General features: G+C 63.9%; 16 protein-coding genes and 2 pseudogenes. 9 read left to right on the plus strand and 9 right to left on the minus strand.

All coding sequences use genetic code 11. From position 1 onward, the window contains the following. Window positions 1-31: 31 nt before the first annotated feature. Window positions 32-1,192, minus strand: coding sequence for an alcohol dehydrogenase-like regulatory protein ErcA (gene ercA / locus C0617_RS14695; RefSeq protein WP_291317791.1), 1,161 nt, complete (start codon window positions 1,190-1,192; stop codon window positions 32-34). A 249-nt stretch (window positions 1,193-1,441) separates the two neighbouring features. Continuing rightward, a complete protein-coding gene (locus C0617_RS14700; protein ID WP_291317792.1) occupies window positions 1,442-2,197 on the minus strand; it encodes an FKBP-type peptidyl-prolyl cis-trans isomerase in 756 nt (251 codons plus the stop codon). Between the two features lie 497 nt (window positions 2,198-2,694). On the opposite strand from C0617_RS14700, the gene C0617_RS14705 reads away from it, so the two are divergent. Further along, complete coding sequence (locus tag C0617_RS14705) at window positions 2,695-5,136, plus strand: DUF3536 domain-containing protein (RefSeq protein ID WP_291317793.1); 2,442 nt, start codon at window positions 2,695-2,697, stop codon at window positions 5,134-5,136. A 229-nt stretch (window positions 5,137-5,365) separates the two neighbouring features. Beyond that, a complete protein-coding gene (locus C0617_RS14710) occupies window positions 5,366-7,639 on the plus strand; it encodes a PAS domain S-box protein (protein ID WP_291317794.1) in 2,274 nt (757 codons plus the stop codon). Between the two features lie 122 nt (window positions 7,640-7,761). On the opposite strand, the gene C0617_RS14715 is transcribed toward C0617_RS14710, so the two are convergent. Further along, the gene (locus C0617_RS14715; RefSeq protein WP_291317795.1) at window positions 7,762-8,934 is read right to left on the minus strand and encodes a pyridoxal phosphate-dependent aminotransferase; all 1,173 of its coding nucleotides are present in this window, start codon (window positions 8,932-8,934) and stop codon (window positions 7,762-7,764) included. Further along, window positions 8,931-10,184, minus strand: a complete 1,254-nt coding sequence (locus tag C0617_RS14720) for a M48 family metallopeptidase (RefSeq protein WP_291317796.1) — start codon at window positions 10,182-10,184, stop codon at window positions 8,931-8,933. The genes C0617_RS14715 and C0617_RS14720 overlap by 4 nt, the downstream gene beginning before the upstream one ends. 125 nt (window positions 10,185-10,309) lie before the next feature. Here C0617_RS14720 and C0617_RS14725 point away from each other — a divergent pair, with 125 nt between their 5' ends. The 5 genes from C0617_RS14725 (at window position 10,310) to C0617_RS14745 (ending at window position 15,588) form a co-directional block, all read left to right on the plus strand. Next, a complete protein-coding gene (locus C0617_RS14725; RefSeq protein WP_291317797.1) occupies window positions 10,310-11,827 on the plus strand; it encodes an ATP-binding protein in 1,518 nt (505 codons plus the stop codon). Between the two features lie 157 nt (window positions 11,828-11,984). Beyond that, window positions 11,985-12,197: a ferrous iron transport protein A gene (locus tag C0617_RS14730; RefSeq protein ID WP_291317798.1), complete on the plus strand. Its 213-nt coding sequence runs from the start codon at window positions 11,985-11,987 to the stop codon at window positions 12,195-12,197. Between the two features lie 113 nt (window positions 12,198-12,310). Further along, complete coding sequence (gene feoB / locus C0617_RS14735; protein WP_291317799.1) at window positions 12,311-14,155, plus strand: ferrous iron transport protein B; 1,845 nt, start codon at window positions 12,311-12,313, stop codon at window positions 14,153-14,155. Between the two features lie 11 nt (window positions 14,156-14,166). Further along, window positions 14,167-14,337, plus strand: coding sequence for a hypothetical protein (locus C0617_RS14740; RefSeq protein WP_291317800.1), 171 nt, complete (start codon window positions 14,167-14,169; stop codon window positions 14,335-14,337). A 138-nt stretch (window positions 14,338-14,475) separates the two neighbouring features. Then, window positions 14,476-15,588, plus strand: coding sequence for an LbtU family siderophore porin (locus C0617_RS14745; protein WP_291317801.1), 1,113 nt, complete (start codon window positions 14,476-14,478; stop codon window positions 15,586-15,588). Between the two features lie 87 nt (window positions 15,589-15,675). Here the strand turns inward: C0617_RS14745 and C0617_RS14750 are convergent, their stop codons facing one another. From C0617_RS14750 to C0617_RS14760, 3 genes and pseudogenes are all read right to left on the minus strand, one after another. Further along, window positions 15,676-16,320, minus strand: coding sequence for a radical SAM protein (locus C0617_RS14750; RefSeq protein ID WP_291317802.1), 645 nt, complete (start codon window positions 16,318-16,320; stop codon window positions 15,676-15,678). Then, on the minus strand, window positions 16,321-17,286 hold the full coding sequence (locus C0617_RS14755) for a hypothetical protein (RefSeq protein ID WP_291317803.1): 966 nt from the start codon (window positions 17,284-17,286) through the stop codon (window positions 16,321-16,323). Between the two features lie 29 nt (window positions 17,287-17,315). Continuing rightward, window positions 17,316-17,405, minus strand: a pseudogene (locus C0617_RS14760) (IS1595 family transposase); the annotation flags it as partial. A 190-nt stretch (window positions 17,406-17,595) separates the two neighbouring features. Here C0617_RS14760 and C0617_RS14765 point away from each other — a divergent pair. Then, window positions 17,596-17,712 (plus strand): annotated as a pseudogene (locus tag C0617_RS14765) (NAD(P)H-dependent oxidoreductase); the annotation flags it as partial. 62 nt (window positions 17,713-17,774) lie between these two features. Here the strand turns inward: C0617_RS14765 and C0617_RS14770 are convergent. Both C0617_RS14770 and C0617_RS14775 read right to left on the minus strand, forming a co-directional pair. Continuing rightward, window positions 17,775-17,951 carry a MarR family transcriptional regulator gene (locus tag C0617_RS14770; RefSeq protein ID WP_291317805.1) on the minus strand — a complete coding sequence of 59 codons (177 nt, stop codon included), beginning with the start codon at window positions 17,949-17,951 and terminating at the stop codon, window positions 17,775-17,777. A gap of 56 nt (window positions 17,952-18,007) precedes the next feature. Then, entirely contained in the window at window positions 18,008-18,379 is a 372-nt protein-coding gene (locus C0617_RS14775; protein WP_291317806.1) for a pyridoxamine 5'-phosphate oxidase family protein, read from the minus strand. 240 nt (window positions 18,380-18,619) lie between these two features. Here C0617_RS14775 and C0617_RS14780 point away from each other — a divergent pair, with 240 nt between their 5' ends. Beyond that, entirely contained in the window at window positions 18,620-20,011 is a 1,392-nt protein-coding gene (locus C0617_RS14780; RefSeq protein WP_291317807.1) for a PLP-dependent aminotransferase family protein, read from the plus strand. The last annotated feature ends 320 nt before the right edge of the window (window positions 20,012-20,331 follow it).

A 20,331-nucleotide genomic window follows, 5' to 3' on the forward strand; every position in this document is an offset into this window, starting at 1 on the left:
TGCATCCTCCGGTGCGGAAGAGGCGCAAAGCTCAGATGGATTCTTCGTAGATGGTTTCGAGGTCCTGCTCGGTCGCCCGTCGCGGGTTGGCCTGCATGCAGGCGTCCTGCAGGGCCTTGTGGCCCAGTCGGGCGAATTCGGACCGGCTCACGCCGAGGCTGCCGAGGGTCTGGTCGATGCCGGCCTTCGTCTTCAGGGCATGGAGTCGCGCGATGAGGGCGGTCTTGCGGGCCGCCGAATCCCGGCCGGCCATATCGATCCCAATGGCCTCGCCGATCCGCTCGAAGCGCTCCGGGCAGGCCGCCCAGTTAAAGGCCACCACGTGCTCCAGGAGGATGGCGTTGCACGCGCCGTGGGGCAGGTCGAGCTGCCCGCCGAGGCTGTGCGCCATGGCGTGGACCGCGCCGAGGCTGGCGTTGGAGAAGGCGAGCCCGGCGTGGAGGCTGCCGAGCATGACCTGGGCGCGCCGGTCCACGTCCTTCGGGGCTTCAACCGTGGCGATCAGGTGGGCTGAGATGAGGCGGACGGCCTCCAGGGCGTGCAGGTCGGTCACCGGGGAGTGGGCCTTGGCGACGTAGGCTTCGATGGCGTGGGTCAGGGCGTCGAGGCCGGTGCAGGCGGTCAGGAAGGGGTCCTTGGTGGTCAGGGTCAGGGGGTCGACGAGGGCCACATTCGGCACCGCCTTCCTGTCGACGATGGTCACCTTGACCCCCTCGTCGGGGTTGTTGATGATGACGAACTGGGAGACCTCCGAGCCGGTGCCGCCGGTTGTCGGCACGCAGACGAGGGGGGGGAGGGGCTTTTCGACCCGGTCGCTCCCCTCTAATTCAAGGATGTGCCGCCCGTTGGCGGCGACGATGCCGATCCCCTTGGCGCAGTCCATGGGGCTGCCGCCTCCCACCGCGACGATGCCGTCGCAGCCCTCTTCCCTGTAGCGTTCGGTCCCCGCCATGACCTCCTTGGCCCGGGGGTTGGGAGAGACCGAGGAGAAGACCGCTGTCTGCAGTCCGTACTCCTCGAGGGACTGGGCGACCTCCCCGGACCAGCCGGCGGCGGTCACCCCCGGGTCGGTCACCAGGAGCACCTTGCTGCATCCCAGGCCCTTGGCATGGCGTCCCGCCAGGTGGCGCGCCCCGACCCCGAAGATGAATTCGGGGGCGACGAATTTCCCCATTTCCAGACTCTTTTCCATAAACCCTTTCCTGAAAAGTAATTTGATTATAGGGGCTATATGGGAATGAATCAACTGCGGAAGGGCAAAACGGGGCGCAGCGGGATGCGGGGACGGGAGTGTGAGATCGCATCTCGCCGGAGCCCGGGAGGGAAGGTGCCGGCCTCCCGGGTTCTCTGGAGATCTTAAAAAAGAGGGCCGCCCCTTCCGGAGTTGATCCGGCAGGGGCGGCCTTTGGAGCAGACGCCCGGGGAAGCCCCCGATCCCGCTTTACTTGGCTTCTTCGACAGGCTCTTTTTCCTCTTCTTCCATCTTCGGTTTCTTCTGCCCGATGTACAGCAGTTCCACGTCGAAGACGAGGGCGGAGTTGGGCTGGATGACGTTTCCGGCGCCGCGCTCGCCATAGGCCAGCGTGGCGGGGATGAAGAGCTGCCACTTGGCCCCTTCCTTCATGAGTTGCAGGGCTTCGGTCCAGCCGGGGATGACGCCGCCGACGGGGAAGGAGACGGGCTCGCCGCGCTTGTAGGAGCTGTCGAACTCGGTGCCGTCGATGAGGGTCCCTTTGTAGTTGACGGTGACCGTTTCCGAGACCTTGGGGGTTGCTCCGGTCCCTTCCTCGATGACCTTGTACTGCAGGCCGCTTTCGAGGGTTACAACGCCTTCCTTTTCCTTGTTCTCGGCGAGAAAGGCTTCACCCTTCTCCTTGTTCTCGGTCTTCATGTTCTCGACCCGGGCGGTCTGCTTGGCGACGACCTCCTCCTGGAAGGCCAGCTGGGTCTCCTTGATTTCTTCGTCGGTCATCAGGGCCTCGGCGCCGGACAGGCCGTCCTTGATGCCCTTGGCGATGATGGCGGGGACGACCTCGATTTCCTGCTTTTCGAAATCCCGCCCCATGCTCAGGCCGATGGCGTAGCTGACTTTGTCGTTCTGGTCCTTGAGCTCGATTTTCTTGTCCTCGGCGACGCAGCCGCTCGCCAGGAGCAGAATGCCCAGAGTCCCTGCTGTTGCCCACATTAGTCGTTTCATCGCTACGGTTCTCCTTGACTGGGATTAATGAAATTATGCCTTTCCTGAGAGGCCACCATTACATACATCAGGGGGGGGGTAACTGTCAATAATTGTTTGGCATTGGCCCTGCTCTGCGCGAGCGGTTCAACGCTCCCTGTCCAGGCGCAGGGAGAGGGCCCGGGCGACCGCGGGCAGCAGGCCGAGGGCCTGGGTGTCGAGCAGGGCCGGCACCGGACTCGGCCTCTTGATTGTAGGTTTTTGACGGGACCCGCTATCGGCGATAGAGTTGTCTGGCGCGGCCGCCGCCGGGGGAGCCTCGGCCCCCGGGAGGAGGACCTCTTCGAACCCTGGCCCGCCGCCCCGGCCTTTATCGCCGGCGGGCCGGGAAAAGGGCCTGAACCGGGAAGCCGACTTGGAACTTCCACCTTTTGGTGTAGACTATTCGGAGGCCCGGGCCGGATTCGGCCCTCGGCCCATAACCCACCCCCGGCTCCGCCCGGGGTCGCGGAGGGAACGTGAGCTCGCAATCGAAGAAACGCTATGTCTGCATCCACGGCCACTTCTACCAGCCGCCGCGGGAGAACCCCTGGCTGGAGGACGTGGAGCTGCAGGACTCGGCCCACCCCTTCCACGACTGGAACGAGCGGATCACCGCCGAGTGCTACGCTCCCAACGCCGCCTCCCGGATTCTCGGCCGGGAGGAGCGGATCGTGGAGATCGTCAACAACTACTCCCTGATCAGCTTCAACTTCGGGCCGACCCTGCTGTCCTGGCTTGAGCGCCACAGCCCGGAGACCTACCGCGCCATCCTCGAGGCCGACCGGCAGAGCATGGCCCGCTTCTCCGGCCACGGCTCGGCCCTCGCCCAGGCCTACAACCACATCATCATGCCCCTGGCCAACGAGCGGGACAAGCGCACCCAGGTCCGGTGGGGGGTGGCGGACTTCGAGCACCGCTTCGGCCGCCGCCCCGAGGGGATGTGGCTGCCGGAGACCGCGGTCGACACGGAGACCCTGGAGGCCCTGGCCGGGGAGTGGATCCTCTTCACGGTCCTCGCCCCCTACCAGGCGCGCCGGGTCCGCCTGATCGGCAGCGAGAAGTGGTGGAGCGTGCCCGGGGCGGGGATCGACACCCGCATGCCCTACCTGTGCCGCCTGCCGTCGGGGAAGGCCATCAGCCTCTTTTTCTACGACGGCCCCGTGGCCCAGAAGGTGGCCTTCTCGGACCTGCTGCGCAAGGGCGAAAACCTCGCCAGGGGCATGCTCGGCGGCTTTGCCGCCGAGGAGGTCCCGCAGCTGGCCCACATCGCCACCGACGGCGAAACCTACGGCCATCACCACCGCTTCGGGGAGATGGCCCTGACCTACTGCCTCGACTACCTGGAGAAGAACGACCTGGCGGCCATCACCATCTACGGGGAGTACCTGGAGAAGCACCCCCCCACCCACGAGGTGGAGATCGCCGAGAACACCTCCTGGAGCTGCGCCCACGGGGTGGAGCGCTGGCGCAGCGACTGCGGCTGCAGCATCGGCGGCGAACGGGGCTGGACCCAGGTCTGGCGGGGGCCGCTGCGCTCCGCCCTCGACTGGCTGCGCGACCGGGTCGCTCCGGCCTTCGAGAGGGAGATGGCCTCCCTGGCGGGGGATCCCTGGGCAGCCAGGGACGCCTACATCGAGGTCGCCCTCGACCGCTCCCCGGCCAACGTCGAGGCCTTTCTGCGCCGCCAGGCCGGCCGGGAGCTGACCCGGGAGGAACGGATCAAGGCCCTGCGCCTGCTCGAGATGCAGCGCCAGGCCATGCTCATGTATACCAGCTGCGGCTGGTTCTTCGACGAGGTCTCCGGGATCGAGACGACCCAGATCCTCGCCTATGCCGCCCGGGTCCTGCAACTGGCCGAAGAAGCCTGCGGCGAGGCCCTGGAGGAGGAGTTTCTCCGCCGTCTTGAGGCGGTCCCCAGCAACGTGGCCAAGTGGGGCAACGCCGCCCGCCTCTATGCCGGGCAGGTCAAGCCGACCCGCCTCGATCTGATCCGGGTGGCCGCCCACCATGCCATCGCCTCGGTCTTCGACGGGCATCGCCCGGCCGAGAGGGTTTACTGCTACCGGGCGGAAAATCAGATCTTCGAACGGATTCCCGCCGGGCGGATGTGCCTCGGCATCGGCCGCACCCGCATCCGCTCGGAGATCACCGGCAACGAGGGGGAATTCACCTTCGCGGTGGTTCATTTCGGGGAACACAACCTCAACGCCGGAGTTCGGGAATTCCAGGGAGAGGAAGCCTTTGCCGCCATGGGCAGGGAGGTTCGCGGGGCTTTCCAGAGAAGCGACCTGCCCGGGGTCATCCGCCTCATGGACCGCCATTTCGGCTCCCACAACTACACCCTCTGGCATCTTTTCAGGGACGACCAGCGCAAGATCCTGAACCAGGTCATGGAACAGACCCTGGAGGATATCGGGATCTCCTTTCGGGACATCTACGACAAGCACTTCGCCCTGATCAATTTCCTGCGGGAGGTGGGAATGCCCCTTCCCGCCCCCCTGGCGGCCCCCGTCCAAGTGGTGCTCAACTCCCGGCTGCAGACATCTCTCGACCGGGACGATTACGACCCGGGAGAGTTCCGGGCCCTGGTCGAGGAGGTGGAGAACCTCGAGGTCTCCCTCGATCGCCCGACCCTCGCTTTCGCCGCCGGCCGGAGGATCGAGTCCCTCATGGACCGCCTCGCCGCCTCCCCGGAAGATCTCGAGCTTCTTCTGACCATCGATGGACTGCTGGCCCTGCTGCAGCCCCTCGACCTGCGGCCCAACCTGTGGAAGGCCCAGAACATGTATTGCGCCATCCAGCGCCGACTCCGGCCGAAGATGAAGCGGGCCGGCGCAGAGGGCGATGCGGCGGCGAGACGCTGGCTGGAGTCCTTCTGCAGGCTGGGCCGGCACCTGCAGGTCAGCGTGACCGGGTGACAGGTCCGCCCCGCTGGAACTCAAGCAGGCCTGTCCCGACTCCCCGGATTCCTTTGAAGGTCCTTTCTCCCCGGCCGGGGGGGAAGCGGAAAAGGGTTCCCTTTCGTGGGAAAATTTATTATATTGCCCCAATTTCAAGTGTTTCTCTCTGGAAATATGATGGAGAGGGGATTGTATTGGTGATGAAATGGGAGGGGAAAGAGATGTTTTTGCCCCGCAGGATGTGTTGATGGGGAGAACGGTTCAGGTTCTCCTGGTTGAGGATTCGGAAACTCATGCCGCCCTGCTGTCCCAGGCCCTGGAATCTCCCGGGGGCCGGGTGGCGGTGCGGGTCGCCCGCAGCCTGGCCGAAGCCCGCTCCGTCCTGGGCGGGTTCACGCCCGACCTGGCGATCGTCGATCTGTGCCTGCCCGACGGCCAGGGCACCGAGCTTCTTCCCCCGGAGGGGGAGGAGGGCGCCTTTCCCGTCGTGATCATGACCGGCCACGGCGACGAGGGGGTGGCCGTGGAGGCGATCAAGGCCGGAGCCCTCGATTACGTCGTCAAGACCCCCGCCTCCCTGGCCGAGATGCCCCACGTCGTCGAGAGGGCCCTGCGCGAATGGACCCAGGTCACCGAGCGCAGGCGGGCCGAGGAGGCGTTGCGGCAGAGCGAGGAGAGGTTTCGCTCCTTCTTCGAGTCGGCCGCCTCCGGCATGGCCATCATCAGCCCGGAGGGGAGGGCGCTGCGGGTCAACCCGACCTTTTGCCGTCTCTCCGGCTACAGTGAGCCCGAGGCGCTGGAAAAGAATATTCTCGAGGTGACCCACCCCGACGACCGGGAGGAGACGCGGCGCCTCTACGACGAGATCCGGGCGGACCGCCGCCGGGTCGTCGACTATGAGAAGCGCTATCTGTGCAAGGACGGCTCGGTAACCTGGGGCCGTGCCACGGTGGCGGGGGTGTTCGGCACGGACGGGGCCCTGAGTTACTTTGCCGCCAACGTGCAGGACATCACCGAGCGCAAGGAGACCGAGGAGGCGCTTCGGCTCAGCGAGGAGAGGTTTCGCACCGTCTTCAACAACGCTGCCGCGGGGATGGTCACCCTCTCAACCGAGGGCCGGTTTCTGGAGGCGAACGAGGCCTTTTGCCGTTTCATCGGTTATTCCCGGGAGGATCTGCTGTCCCTCCGGGTCCCGGACATCACCCATCCCGACGATCAGGAAAAAACCGCGGAAAACTACCGGGTTCTCGGCAGCGGCCAAAGCCGGGCGATCGATTACCAGAAGAGCTTTTTGCGCAGGGACGGCAGCACCGTGTGGGGCCACGTCTCGGTGGCCGCGGTGCCGGGCGCCGACGGGTTGCCCCTCTATTACGTCGGCCTGGTGCAGGACATCACCGAGTCCAAGCGGGTCCAGGACCAGATCCGGGAGTCGAAGCAGATGCTGCAGTTGGTCCTCGACTACATCCCCCAGCGCGTCTTCTGGAAAGACCGCGACTCGGTCTATCTCGGCGGCAACCGCAACTTCGCCCGGGCCGCGGGGGTGGAGGCGCCTCAGGACCTGGTCGGCAAGACCGACTACGACCTCCCCTGGAGGCGGGAGGAAGCCGATTTTTTCCGGGAGTGCGACCGCCGGGTGATGGAGTCGGACGCGCCGGAGCTGCATATCATCGAGCCGCAGCTTCAGGCGAGCGGCAAGCAGGCCTGGCTCGACACGAGCAAGGTCCCCCTGCATGACGGCGAAGGGCGGGTGGTCGGGGTCCTCGGCACCTTCGAGGATTTCACAGAACGCAAGCGGGCCGAAGAGGCGTTGGTCGAGGCGAACCGGGAGCTGGACGCCTTCGTCTACACCGTCTCCCACGACCTGCGCACCCCCTTGACGCCGATCATCGGCTATGCCGAGGTCCTTCAGGAGACCTGCCGGGACCGCCTGGACGAGCAGTCCCTCGACTGCCTGGCCGAGATCGAGAACCAGGGCCGCAGGATGCTGGCGCTGATGGAGGACCTTCTGGTCCTGGCCAAGGTGGGACACGTGCAGCGGCCGGCCGAACCGGTCGACCTTGGCGCGGTGGTGGCGGAGGTCCTGGTCGGCATGGGGAGCCTCCTTGCCGAGGCCGGCGTCGCCGTCGAGAGACATTCCCTGCCCGGCCTGAGGGTGCCGAAGACCCTGCTGGCCCAGGTGTTCGACAACCTGATCGGCAACGCGGTCCGCTACGCGGGGGCGGAGGGCGCCTCGCTCGAAGTGGGGGGGGAGCGGACGGGGGCGATGGTGCGCTTTTTCGTGCGGGACCACGGCCCGGGCATCCCCGCAGGAGAGCGCGAGCGGGTCTTCGAGGTCTTTTTCCGGGGGACGGAGGGGAAGAAGGTCCAGGGGACCGGGGTCGGGCTGGCCACGATTCAGAAGATCGCCCGCTGCTACGGGGGGCGGGCCTGGCTCGAGGAGACCCCCGGCGGCGGCTGCACCTTCTGGGTGGAGATGGAAGACGCTCCGGCCACCGGGCAGGAGCCGCAGGGGGGGGGCTGAAGAGAATGCGCCGAAGGGAAGGGGGCAGCCCCCGGCCTTGAGCCCTTCGAATGATCGTACGACACTCAGGAGCCCCGGTCGAAAGACCGGGGCTCCTGACGTTTGGAATCGTCTCCGCCTCTCTACGCCCAGCCCCGTTCCCGGAACAGGGCGGCGAGGCGGTCGAGGGCCCGGTCGATGTTCTCGAGGGAGTTGGCGTAGGAGAGGCGCAGGTAGCCCTCTGCCCCGGGGCCGAAGTCGATCCCCGGCGTGAGGGCCACGCCGGTGGTCTCGAGGATCTCCAGGGCCAGGGCGCGGGAGTCGGGGTTGATGTGCCGGGCGTCGGCCAGGACGTAGAAGGCCCCCGAGGGGGTCCCGGCGGCCCTCAGACCCAGTTCCGGAAGGCGCTGCAGCAGGTGGCGGCGGCGCTCGTCGTAGGCCCGGCCCATGCGTTCCACGTCGGGCCGGCAACGGCGCAGGGCGGCGATTCCGGCGACCTGCACGAAGCTGTTGGCGCTGATCATGAAGTTCTGGTGCAGGGTCTGCAGGGTCCGCACGCACGAGCGCGGGGCGACCAGGTAGCCGAGGCGCCAACCGGTCATGGCGTAGGCCTTGGAGAATCCCCCGAGGACGAAGGCGTTTTCCGTGAACTCCAGGATGCTGCGTTCCTCCCCCGCGTAGGTCAGGCCGTGGTAGATCTCGTCGGAGACGATGGGCACCGGCAGCTCGGCCAGTTCCTTCAGGCGGGCCGGGGCCAGGACCGACCCGGCCGGGTTGGAGGGGGAGTTGACCAGCAGGGCCCGGGTGCGGGGGGAGAGGGCCCGGCGCACGTCGTCGGCCCGGGGCTGGAAGCCGTCTTCCTGCCGGGTGGCCAGCAGGACGGGCCGACCGCCGGCGAAGCGGACGACGTCAGGGTAGCAGGCGTAGCAGGGGTCGGGGAGGATCACCTCGTCCCCCTCCTCGAGCAGGGCGGCGAAGAGGAGGAGCATCAGGGGGCTGGTCCCGGAGGAGACGACGATCTGCTCGGGGTCGATCTCCACCTCGTAGCGCCGCCGGTAGTGGGCGGCGATCTCCCGGCGCAGGTCGAGGCGCCCCAGGGAGTGGGTGTAGGTCGTTTCTCCTCCCTTCATGGCGGCGGCCGCCGCTTCCACGATCGGCCGGGGGGTCGGGAAGTCGGGCTCCCCCAGGCACAGGTAGATGATCTCCCGTACCTCGGCCTGCAGGGCCTGGGCCCGCTCCATCACCTCCATGGCCAGGAAGGGTGTCACCTCCCGGGCCCGGCGGGAGAGGGGAATGGACATGGCGTCTTCGTTCATCGGCCTGTCTCCTTGGACGTGTTCCGCCGGCGCAGCGCCCGAACCCGCTCCACGATCGGCGGATGGGAGTAGTAGACGCGGGCGTAGAGGGGGTGGGGGTGCAGGTTGGCCAGGTTCTCCCGGGAGAGCCGGACGAGGGCCGATGCCAGGTGCTCCGGCTCTCCGGTCAGCTCGGCGGCATAGCGGTCGGCCTGCCATTCGGCGCGCCTGGAGAGCCAGCTGCTCAGGGGTGCCAGGGGGAAGGCGGCCAGGGAGCCGAGGAAGGCCACGAGCACAAGGCGCGCGCAGAAGGAGGCCTGCTCGAGGCCGAGCAGCTCCGGCAGTCCCGGCCAGTGCAGCAGGCGAAAGGCGACGTAGCAGCCGGCCAGAAAGAGCGCCTCGGTGGCCAGCAGGCGCTTCCAGATGTGCCCTTTCTTCCAATGCCCCACCTCGTGGGCGAGGATGGCCAGGGTCTCGGGGGGCTCCATCTGCTCCAGCAGGGTGTCGAAGAGGACGATGCGCTTGACCCGGCCGATGCCGGTGAAGTAGGCGTTGGAGTGGCGGCTGCGGCGCGAGGCGTCGACCTGCAGGACCTTGCTCACCTTCAGCCCCGCCCGTCCCATCAGGCGGCGGATCTCCTCCTCCAGGCCCTCCCTGCGGACCGGCTCGAACCTGAAGAAGAGCGGCTCGATGAGGACCGGGGAGAGGTAGAGAAGGAACAGGGTGACGGCGGCGAACAGGGCCCACACCCAGAGCCACCACCGGTCCGGGCTGGCCGAGACGAGGGCCAGGGCCCCGGCCGCGAGCAGGCCGGCCAGCAGCAGGGAGAGGAGGGTCGACTTGAGCAGGTCGGAGAGCCACAGTCTCCAGGTGGTGGTGTTGAACCCGAAGCGGGCCTCGATGCAAAAGGTCCCGTACAGGCTGAAGGGGATGTCGAGGGCGGTCTGGATCAGGAGCAGGCCGAGCAGGAAGAGGGTGCCGGAGAGGACGAACCCGCCGCTCGACGCGGCCCATCGGTCGTAGTGGGGGAGCAGGCCGCCGAACAGGAAAAGAACCAGCAGGGCTGAGCCGAGCAGCCCCTGGAGCAGGCCGAGGCGGCTGCGCGCCAGGGTGTAGGCGGAGGTCTTCTGCAGGTCCTCGGGCCGGACCGCGTCCTCGAAGCCCTCGGGGACGGTGGCGCCGTGCCGCGCCAGGTGCCGCAGGTTGAGCCAGCGCAGGCCGTGGCGGGCGGCGAGCACGGCGAGGTAGGTCAGGAGGATCAGCCATTTCATGAAACCAATGATAGCCCATCGATGGCCGCCGGTCGAGCCGGAAGTATCTCTTCGGCCGGGGGCTTGTGTCGCAGGGCCTCTGGTTCTATGCTTTAATAAAGGGGATGCGAAGAGGAAGGGGCGACATGGACGAGGGACAATCCATACACCTGCTCGTGGTCGAGGACTCGCCGACCCACCTGGCCCTCATCCGCGAGGCGCTGGAGTCCCGGGGCGGCGACTGGCGGATGAGCGTGGCCGGCACCCTCGCCGAGGCCCGCGCCTTGCTGAGCAGGGACAAGCCCGACCTCGCCCTGATCGACATGAACCTGCCCGACGGCCTGGGGACCGAACTCCTTCCGGCCGACCCCGAAGGTTTTGATTTCGGCGTGGTGGTCCTCACCGGGGAGGGGGACGAACAGACCGCGGTGGAGGTGATCAAGGCCGGTGCCCTCGACTACGTGGTCAAGAGCGCGGGCGCCATCGGCGACCTGCCCCATACCGTGGAGCGGGCCCTGCGCGAGTGGCGGAGCCTGCAGAAAGGCCGGGAGGCGGAGGAGAGGCTGCGCCGGGCCAACGAGTTTTCCAGGACCGTTCTGGACAGCATGAGCGACGCCCTGTCGATCATCGACGTGGAGACCTTCCGCATCCTCGGGGTCAACCGGGTCTTTCTCGAGGAGTACGGACTCAGCGAAGGGGAGGTGCTGGGCAAAACCTGCTACGCCGTCACCCACGCCCTGAATGAGCCTTGCGCGGCCCCGGACCACCACTGCCCTTTGAGAGAGACCGTGGCAGAGGGGGACTATGCCCGGGCCGAGCACGTCCACCTCGACAAGGAGGGCCGCCGGAGGCACGTGGAGGTCTCAACCGCTCCCATCCGGGGCCCCTCGGGCAAGGTGAAGCAGGTGCTGCACATCTCCAAGGACATCACCCCCCAGAAACTGGCCGAGGAGAAACTGCGTGCCGCCAACCGGGAACTGGAGGCCTTCGTCTACACCGTCTCCCACGACCTGCGCAGCCCCCTGACCCCCATCATCGGCTATGCCGAGTACCTCGAGGGGGATCGGGGGGAGAGCCTGGACGAGGAGGCCCGCGAGCTGCTGAGGGAGATCCAGAACCAGGGGCACCGGATGCTGACCCTCATCGAAGACCTCCTGAACCTGGCGCGGATCGGCCACATGGAAATCCCCCCAGAGCCCGTCTCCCCGGAAGCGGTGCTGGAGGAGGTCCTCCGGGAGTTCGGTGCCAAGGGGGAAGAGACGGGCGTTGTCGTCAGCCTCGCCCAGTTGCCGCTCCTGCACGTGCCCCGCAGCCTCCTGGCCCAGGTGTTCCGCAACCTGGTCGGCAACGCCCTGCGCTACGCGGGAACCGGGGGGGGGGGCATCGAGGTCGGCGGAGAGGACCGGGGCGACACGGTCCTGATCCACGTCCGCGACCACGGCCCGGGCCTTCCCCCTTCGGAGCGGGAAAAGGTCTTCGAGGTTTTCCGGCGTGGGGCGGGCCAGGAGCGTGTCCCGGGCACCGGGGTCGGCCTCGCCACAGTGCGCAAGATCGCTCAGTCCTACGGCGGCTCCGCCTGGGTGGAGGAGACCCCCGGAGGCGGCTGCACATTCCTGGTGGAACTGAACGCGGGCCCCGACCCATCGGGCCCGGTGGAGGGCTGAGGGGCCGGGCAAGCTCTCAGCCGGAAGCCCCTGTGAACGGTTTCTTCACTGAATCCACACCTTGCAATTGAAAACGACTTTCATTTTTTCCTTGACCCGGCCTTCCGGCTTCGACTATTCTGACATTGGATTTCAAAATCAACCCTAGGAGGACCCCATGTGTCTGAGTGATCTTCGCCGCGGCCAGGCCGCTACCGTCGCCGATATTTCCGATGAAACCCTGCGCGTCCAGCTGCTGCGCTTCGGCATTACCGCCGGATGCCGGGTGCACTGTCACACAAAACTTCCCCTCGGCCCCGTCGTGCTGCGCTACGGCGGTCAGGAGATCGCCCTTGGCCGCGAGATCGCCCGCCAGGTTCAGGTCAGTTGAAAGGCAGCTTTAAGCTTTAAGCTATAAGCTGTCAGCTTTCAGTAAAACCAAAATACACAACCGACTGTCCTTAAGCTTGACGCTTACAGCTGGTTTTATTCAGGAGTTAAGCCATGAGCCACAGCAGCAGCGCACCGGTCATTCAGGAAGTGGAAGACAAGAAGAAAATCGTGCTGGTCGGCAACCCCAACGTGGGAAAGTCGATCTTTTTCGGCACCTGGAGCGGGGTGTATGTCGACGTCTCCAACTTTCCCGGAACCACCGTGGAGATCACCCGCGGCCGGGTGGGGGAGGACGCCCTTTTCGACACCCCGGGGGTCTACGGAGTTTCCTCTTTCAACGACGAGGAGCGGGTGGCGCGGGACGTCATCCTCTCGGCCGATACCGTGGTCAACGTGGTCGACGCCACCCACCTGGAGCGGGACCTCTTTCTGACCCTGCAGGTCATCGACATGGGGCTGCCGACGGTGGTGGCCCTCAACTTCTGCGACGAGGCCGAGGCCCTCGGTGTCAAGATCGACGCGGGGGCGCTGCAGGAGGCGCTGGGGGTCCCGGTTATCCCGACGACGGCGGTGGACGGCAAGGGGGTGGCCGAGGTCTACTCCGCCATCTCTCTGGCGCGGCCGGGCAAGGCCCATCCCGAGATCGAGGCCGAGGTGCACAAACTGCTCGACCGCATCGACTCCCGACCCGAGGCCCTGATGGTGCTGGAGGGGGACTGGACGGTGGCAAAGCGCCACGGCGTCGAGCCCCTGGCCGAGCGGGAGCGGGTCTACCTGCTGCGCCGCCACCGGGCCAACGAGATCGTCGCCCAGGCGGTGACGCGTCCCGAGAGAACGAGCCGCCTGCGCGATCTGATCGGCCGTCTCTGCCTCGATCCCCTCACGGGGATTCCCGTCCTGCTGGCGGTCCTGTGGGGCTGCTATCAGTTGATCGGAGTCTGGGTGGCCGGCGACGTCGTCGGCCTGACCGAAGAGACCCTCATGCAGGGCTACTGGGAGCCCTGGATCCGCGGCCTGGCCGGGGGCTGGGTGGCGGAGGGCTCGGCCCTCGGGCAGATCCTGATCGGCGAGTTCGGGGTGCTGACCATGACCGTGACCTACCTTCTCGGCCTGCTGCTGCCCCTGGTGCTCGGCTTCTATGTGGCCCTCTCGGTCCTCGAGGACTCGGGCTACCTCCCGCGCCTGGCGACCCTGGTCGACCGGATGATGACATCCATCGGCCTCAACGGCCGGGCGGTGATCCCGGTGATCCTCGGTTTCGGCTGCGTCCAGCTCGGCACCATCACCACCCGCATCCTCGGCTCCAAGCGCGAGCGAACCATCGCCACCTCGATCCTCAATTTCGTCGTTCACTGCAGCGCCCAGATCGGGGTCATCGCCGGCATGCTCGCGGTGGTGGGGATGAAGCTGACCCTCGCCTACGTGGCGACCATCTTCGCCTGCCTCGCGATCCTGGGGACGGTGCTGAACAAGATGATCCCCGGCAAGAGTTCGGCTCTGCTCATCGACCTGCCGCCCATGCGCCTGCCGCGGATCGGCAACGTGCTGCGCAAGACGGGGGTCCGGACCTTCTTCTTCATGAAGGAGGCCTACGTCTGGTTCATCGCCGGCTCCCTCGGCGTCTCTCTCCTGCACATCTCCGGCGGGCTGAAGGCCTGGCAGAATCTCGTCGCGCCGCTGACCGAGGGGTGGCTCTCCCTCCCCAAGGAAGCCGCCACCGCCTTTGTCATGGGCATGGTGCGCCGCGACTTCGGCGCCGCCGGCCTGACCGAGCTTTCCCTGGCGCCCTGGCAGGTCGTCGTCTCCCTCGTCGTCATCACCCTCTTCGTCCCCTGCATCGCCTCCCTGATGATCCTGTTCAAGGAGCGGGGCGTGAAAGAGGCCATGGCCATATGGGCCGGCGCCTGGGTGCTGGCCTTCACCGTCGGCGGCGTCCTCGCCCAGATCGTACTTTAGGAGGTGACCCCGTGCTGAAAATGTTCGCCAAAGCGAAAACCGTGCAACCGGCCCACGTCGCCCAGTGCCCCAACTGCCGCTGCGCCCTCGACGGTGCCCACTGGCAGAACTGCCCCCGCTGCCACCAGGAGCTCCCCAAGGGGAGCGGCTGCCACGGCTGCGGCTCCTGCGGAAAACACTAGAGGCCTTTTTTTTGTCAACCAAATGAAAAGAGTTTTCATTTTCACGCAGTTCCGGGGTAAATATTTTCTCCCCGGACACCGATAAGTCCCATAGCAAATCAACCTTCTGAGATTACTCTCCTTAAAAGAGGTCGTATCATGCAGCGTCTGAATGTTCTTTTTGCCGTTCTCGCATTTTCTCTCGTCTCCCTGCCGGCTTTCGCATCCTCCCAGGACCCGAAAGGGGACTCCCTCGAAGGTCGGATGCAGGCCCTGGAGTCGACCCAGGCCGAGATCTACCACACCCTGGCCGAGAAGAAGGCCGCCGGGCTGGCGAGCAGGATCACCGAGCGCATCACCCTTTCGGGTCTCATCGAGGTGGAGGCTACGGCCGAGGGGATCGATTTCGCCGACGGCGGCTCCGACGCCGCCAGCGACCTGGTCCTGGCCACCGCCCAGCTCGGCTTCGGCCTGGAACTGACCGAATCCCTCAGCGGCGACATGATCTTCCTCTTCGAGGAGGACGCCACCGACCTCGAGGTGGACGAGGCGGCGGTCAACCTGGAGCTGGGGCCCTGGTCCGGGCGGATCGGGCGCCAGTACCTCCCCTTCGGAGTCTATAACAGCCACTTCGTCAGCGATCCCCTGACCCTGGAGCTCGGAGAGACCCGCGAGACGGCCCTCCTCGCCGGCTACGGCAGGGACCTTTTCACCGTTTCCGCCTTTGTCTTCAACGGGGACGCGGAGAAGGCCGGCGCCGAGGATCACATCCGCGACTGGGGCGTCAGCCTTGCCGTCACCCCGCTGGAGGGGATCGCACTGGGCGCCAGCTACCTGTCCGACCTGGCCGACACCGACGCCGACCTGCTCGGCGGCGCCGACTACGGGGAGCGGACCGGCGCCTGGAGCGCCTACCTGGTCGCCGCCTGGCGGCAGCTGGAGTTCTCCGGCGAGTACCTGGGGGCGACCGGGGCCTTTGCCGCCGCCGACCTCGATGCCGACGGGAACGGCGCCGGCGACGAACCGGCCGCCTGGAACCTGGAGATCGCCTGGTACCCCTCCGGGACCCTCGAGGTGGCGGCCCGCTACGAGGGGAGCGACCAGTTCGCCGGGCAGCCGGAGACGCAGTACGGCCTGTGCACCTCCTGGGGCGCGTGGGAGAACGTCTCCCTCTCCCTGGAGTTCCTGCACGGGGAGTTCGAGGCCGCCTTCGCCGAGGCAGGGGAGGAGGAGCGTGAACTGGTGACCGCGCAGCTGGCCTTCGAGTTTTGAGTGGGGAGCCAACAAATACAAAGGCGTGGTCCAATCAGGGCCACGCCTTTTTTCTATTCATAAGCGCCGAAGGGGTGAGTCCCCCCCCTAAAAGCAAGCTCCTGGCAACTGATTCCAGAAATCTCTTAACAAAAGCTCCTTGTTCGACGCTGTGAACTGGTAGTTAAATCTCGTGGTGTTGCTGCTCACCTGATCAACTTCATCAGTAAACATGCCTATTCGCAGCCCTGTGGGGCGCAAACCTTCTAATAGCTTGTAGACCTGGGCGTTCACCTCCTCAGGGGTCAAAGACCTGTTGTCTGTTTCGGCGTTCATGTTTCTGGCATACATCGAACTCTCACAAGGATTGATGGAGAGAAGGGTCAGGTAATTCAGGTAAATGTTGTTTAGCAGTTCAAGGGTGCCAGCAACGTGCTCTTCTGATAGCCTCAGGCCGCCAACCCCTGGCATTAACATGGCGGAGGTCTCGATTTCAGCCTCGACAAACATCTTTGAAGCCTCAATCATGTCATTGCGAGTGCAGTCCTTACATACATAACGCAATACTTCATCTGAACCGCTCTCCAGCCCCCAGTAGATCAAGGATAGGCCTGCATCCTTGAGCTCTTTCAGTTCGTCGACAGACTTCTCCAGTATCGAGGCGGTCCGGCCGTAAAGAGAAACCCTCTGCGGGTTGAAGATGTCTCCGGCATAGTGCAATGCGCCTAGCAGCAGGCCGGTGTCGACCCCCAATTAGTTTCCGCTGCCGACGAACAGCCGTTGGAGCCTCGATTTTTCGGACCCTATCGAGGCAACGACCTTGTCTACGTGTTCCCTGAACTCGTCAAGAGACTTGTTTTCAGGTGCCATTTCAGAATATTCAGAGCAGAACGTACAACGGTTGTAATCGCACCCTGTCGTTAGCTCTAAACGTAAAACGTGGGGCTTCCTCTCGGAGGGGGGAGATGACAAGTCGTGTGAACTGAACAGGTTCCTGTCCTTGTAGGTCTCATCCAGCCTGGGAGCCAAAGTGGAAAAAATTCGGCTCGGCACACCGATAAGTTCACCGGAAACTTCTTTTATAAAGCCCTCATCGATCAGGAATTGAACCCCGGTATTCGCAGCAAAGGAATAGACGGAGGAGTCGATATTCGATCTCATGGCCCGCAGCATGGAATCGCAAAAAAAGTATTGAGCAATGCCGTCGATGCTTTGATGCCGGTCCAGAAGGTTTTCCAAGGTCAAGACCTGGAGTTCTTCATCGGGAACTTCCATTGAAAGTACATCCGCGCCGTAACGTCCAGCAGTGGAATAGAATCTAACTCTTGACGCCCCATTCAGCTTTTCTGTGACAAACCCCTCGCTTCCAGGCTTAACGTAACTGGCTCCGCTGCACAGCCTTACAAGAACCCTGCTGCCTTTTTGTAGCGAAGAAAGGTTTTCGCATTCCAACGATCGAAGTAATGTTGGGCAAAAATGGTTTTCTAAATCGAGATAAGAAAAATTTTCCAGGCACTGGTCGGTCATTCCCAATGGGTGATGGGCTCTTGCTTCCAACGATTTGACAACGTTTTCCACCACCCCAAGTTTATCGCACGAATTCTCAAAAAGGGAGTTTATGCCTTTAAAGTAAGGCAATAAGCTCGAAAGGCCATGATTCGTAAATTTACGAATCAGTTTTTCCCTGTTGACCCTTTGACCGTCAACTTGCCTTAACATCCACAATAAATCACAGTGACTTACAAACATATATTGGCTGCCGTACGGGCCGTAGAGCCCGAAACAAAGTGTTCGATGAGCCGTTCTTGCTTGGCCTGACTCAGACGACTTTTTCGCATACTGCTGTCCTAGACAATTTTCAGTTGTCTAGGACAGCCCCTTAATCGCGACTTTGGTCCTCGTGCCGCTGATGATCAACTGGATTGCTCCTTTCGTGAGGAAGCAGGTCGAGCGACGCTAACGATGTTCCTCCAGTGCGATCCCCGGAGCGCACAAGAGGGACAACCTCAAGAAGACATGGAGATGGCCATGAAAGTATTAGGCGTATCCGGATCCCCGGTCCCAAACAGCAACACCGACAGGGCGTTGAAACTCGCCCTGGAGGCGACCGTTCTGGACACGGAATTCATCAAGCTCAAAGACTACTCCTGACCTCAGTCGGCAGGGTCAGGCCAGGCCGCCCAATCGGCATCGGTCGCACTCTTTGCTTACGCCGGCGTCCAGTAGCAGCGCTTGGGGGAGACGATTTTGCTCTCCTTTTTCAGTTGCGCCATCGCCTTGTCGACCTCCTTGCGGTCGAGGCTTCCGAGTTCGGCGATCTTTCCAGCGTTGAGGGGCTGCCCTTCTTCACGCATGATCTCCAGAACCTTTTCCTTGATGGCCATGAATACACTCCTTGTCGCGGGGAATCCCGCAATGGGTGAAATGCTGCGAGAGAACCTCACCAGGTCTGGGTGACGGAATCGATGGTGACGGAGAGCGTTGCCCGCAGCCAGCTGAATCGTTTTTTCATGACGTCATAATCGGGGCCGGAGGTGACAAAAGCCGCTTTCCCCTTGATGAGAAAACCGGCTCCCGCCCCGTGGAGCCCTTCCACCTTGCTGCTCCCCAGGGTGATCAGCACTTCGGGGTTGTGGCGGATGTTTTCTTCCGTCTTGTGCATGTAGCCTGCGGGAATCAGGAACCGCCCTTCAGGTGAGATCTGGATGTAGCTGTTCCAGGTGTTGACCATGTGCGGACCGTCTTTGCCGAGGGTGGCCATGGCGACGACGCCATCTTTTTTGAGAATTTCGAGCAGTTTTTCCGGGACCATTGCGACCTCCTGTCTTCCTTCTGTTCGGTGTCTGGCTCTGGGTGCTGCACCTGATGGGTGATGGCGGGGCAGTTCCCTTCTCCCTTTCGCGTATGGAAAGAATAATTGTTGCCTGGCCCTACGGGAAGGTACAATTATAGAAAAAATCGTGGGGGCAGAAAGGGGAAAGGGGGGGCAGCCCGAAGAGGGACGCTTTCGCTCGCCCCCCTCTGTCCTCAGAGGTCGCGGCGGGGGGAGACGATGTTTACACTGAACAACGAGGACAGCAGCCCGCTTTACCGTCAGCTCTTCGAGCAGATTCGCGACCAAATCCTTTCGGGGAATCTGTCGGCCCATTTCAAGCTGCCTTCGATTCGCGACCTGGCGAACGAGCTTGCCGTCAGCCGCAATACGGTCGAGGGCGCCTACCAGGAGTTGTGCGCGGAGGGGTATCTCTACAGCCGGTCGCGCAGCGGCTATTTCGTTTCGGACATCGAACAGGGCGTCACGACATCGGCCCAGGGCAAAAAAACCGAACTGGACCTGCACCCGAAGCTAGCGGAAAACTACCGGTATGACTTCCACCCGGCAAGGCTCGACCCGGAATCGTTCCCGGCGGCTCTGTGGCGCAAATGCATCCTGGAGAGTCTTCGGGCAAGTGCCGAGGACCATTCTCAGTACAGCGAGCCTCAGGGTGAATGGGGATTGCGCTGCAACATCCAGTTGTACCTGGAGCGCTCCCGCGGAGTGCTCTGCCGGCCGGAGCAAATCGTGGTCAGTTCAGGCTTGCAGCAAAACCTGGAAATCGTCGCCCAACTCATTAGGGGAAGTCATGACTCGGTCGCCGTCGAGAACCCAGGCTACCATCTGCCCCGGGACGTTTTCCGCAACCTCGGATTCAAGATCACGCCGGTAGACGTCGGCCCGGAGGGGCTGGATACGAATAAACTGCTGGCAACCGACTGCAGTGTCGTCTACATCACCCCGTCACACCAGATGCCCCTCGGCCACGTGATGCCCGTGGCCAATCGCCTGAAGCTCCTTTCCTGGTCGGAAAAGGGGGGCGGGCTGATCATCGAAGACGACTACGACAGCGAACTTCGCTATGTCGGCAGGCCCATATCGTCGCTGCAGGGGCTGAGTCCGCAAGGGCATGTCATTTATCAGGGGACGTTCTCCAAGGTTCTCTCGCCGGCATTGCGTTTGAGCTACATGGTCCTTCCCCCCGTGCTGGCCGATGCCTATAGGAAAAAGTTCAGGAACTACCTTTCTCCCGTTCCTCTTCTGATCCAGCGGGCCATGATCGCCTTCATGGAGCGGGGCCACTGGGAGCAGCACCTGCGACGTGCGCGGATATTCTATAAGAAGAAACACGACCTGATGCTCCACGCCATCGAGCGTCGTTTCGGGGACAGGGCAAAAGCCATCGGCCAGGGTGCGGGCCTTCATATCGTTCTGGAACTGATCGATAGCATTTCAGGGGAAGCGGAGTTTGTTGAAAGGGCAAGGGAGCATGGTTGCAGATTGCTGCCCTTTTCGGATTTTTATGCCGACGGCAGAAAGGAACATGACAAGTTGCTGATCGGCTTCGGGGGCGTTCCCATGGACGAGATTCCGCAGGGGGTCGAATTGCTTTCCAGGTTGCTTGAGTGACCGGTTTTCCTCCCCGCGCAGTCCTATCTCCTCCCGCCAACCTCCGCCTGCCGCAGGCTGGAGATGTCGCGCATCGGGGGGGGGGCCGCCATCTACAAAATCTGATGGTAGACCCCCTTCGACTCCCTTGTTCGGTCAAGCAGCCTGTCCCCCCTTTTTCTGCTTATGTGCAACAGTAGAGGCGGCCAATTGGTCGCCTTTTGTATTGAGTAAACTGACCCCGGAATTCCCGTTCTTTTCTTCCATAATTGTCAAACTGTAAAAGCCCCCGATGCCTTAGTTACTGTCGCAGCCAACACAAACAACAGGTCAAGGGCTCA

The organism is Desulfuromonas sp. (genome assembly GCF_002868845.1).
GTDB lineage: Bacteria > Desulfobacterota > Desulfuromonadia > Desulfuromonadales > BM501 > BM501.